Annotated in this window: 2 protein-coding genes and 1 pseudogene; 1 reads left to right on the plus strand and 2 read right to left on the minus strand. The window is 65.1% G+C overall.

Annotated elements, in window-relative coordinates; all coding sequences use genetic code 11:
* Positions 1-303 precede the first annotated feature (303 nt).
* Positions 304-468 (minus strand): annotated as a pseudogene (locus MKL09_RS17510) (glutamine synthetase); the annotation flags it as partial.
* A 65-nt stretch (positions 469-533) separates the two neighbouring features.
* Between MKL09_RS17510 and MKL09_RS17515 the strand changes: the two are divergent.
* A complete protein-coding gene (locus MKL09_RS17515; RefSeq protein WP_244022155.1) occupies positions 534-746 on the plus strand; it encodes a hypothetical protein in 213 nt (70 codons plus the stop codon).
* 146 nt (positions 747-892) lie between these two features.
* On the opposite strand, the gene MKL09_RS17520 is transcribed toward MKL09_RS17515, so the two are convergent.
* Positions 893-1,215 (minus strand): hypothetical protein (locus MKL09_RS17520; protein WP_244022156.1); only part of this gene is annotated, 323 nt, incomplete at its 5' end.

Here is a 1,215-nt window from a genome sequence, read left to right on the forward strand (position 1 = left end):
TGTCGGCCTATCTGTCGGCGTGCCGAACGACGGAGTCGTGATGGGGAGGGGTGGGGTTGGCGACAGCGTGAAGAGTGAGGACGTGCTTCAAGTGATCGACAAGGGCGTCGCGGTCGAGAGCTTCCAGTAGTTCGGCGCGGACGTAACGTTCCTCCACCTCCACGTCCTGCTTGGTCAGCCCGACCAACGACGGCACGTGGCTGCGAACGAGCAAATCGGCGACCATCGCGATACGCCGGCGCTCCAAGGCCTCCGAACCGTTCGTTCCGACGAGCCGCGGGACGGGCGGGAGGATCAGGCCGTCCCGCCGTGCTCGCGCAGGAACGCGGTCGAGAAGTTGCAGTGCATGCCCGAGCCGTTCCAGTCGGTGTCGCCGAGCGGCTTGCAATGGTCCTCGACGTCGATGCCGTAGGATTCGCACAGGCGCTGCAGCAGGTAGCGGGCCATCCACATCTCGTCGGCAGGCAGACGAGGGCCTTCGAGATGCCATCCATGATGTGCTCGACCTTCTCGGGGTTCGAGCGGATCCAGTCTTGGAAGCGGTCAACGATCGCCTTCAGGGCTGGGGCGAGCGACACCATCAGCTTGTCGCCGAGCGCCGAGGCGGTGGCCTGCAGCCGGGTCAGGGACCGCTGGAACGCCATGGAAGCCTCAGCAGCCTGCTCGCTGTTGACGCCCAGCGACTTGGTCGTGGCATCGTACTCGGCGCGGTAGGCCTTGATCTGCTGAAGCTGACGCGAGATTAAATTGTAATCCTCCTCACTGATCCCGGCCAATCCGGCTTCGCGGAAGCCTACATCGTAGGGGTGTTTGTTCAGCTTCTCGACGGTCTGCAGGAGTTGCTGTGACGTGTCGGCCGTCATGTCCACGCCGAGGCTCTGGACGTAGCTCTTCACCCCGCTGTTCTCGCCCTTTCGCAGCAGGCGGAAACGATCTGCGCTGCCGCGGTTCCGAATCTGGCGCGGGTCCCCTCTCCCGTGCGGGAGAGGGGGCCGTTGCGGGCCGCCGCGCCCGAAAAAATTACTTCTGCTTGGCGATGATCTTGTCCTTGATGCCGTCGTAGACACCCTGCGGGGGCCGTGGTCGGACAGCGGCGGCGCGCCTCGTCGTTGGCCGCGGTCTCGACGTCGGTCAGGGCATCGCCCAGCCACTGCATCAGCTCACCGGCGACGTTGCCGCGAGCCCGGCTCTGCCAGCAGACTGCATAGGCAACGC

This window comes from Methylobacterium sp. J-048 (genome assembly GCF_022829515.1).
Lineage (GTDB): Bacteria > Pseudomonadota > Alphaproteobacteria > Rhizobiales > Beijerinckiaceae > Methylobacterium.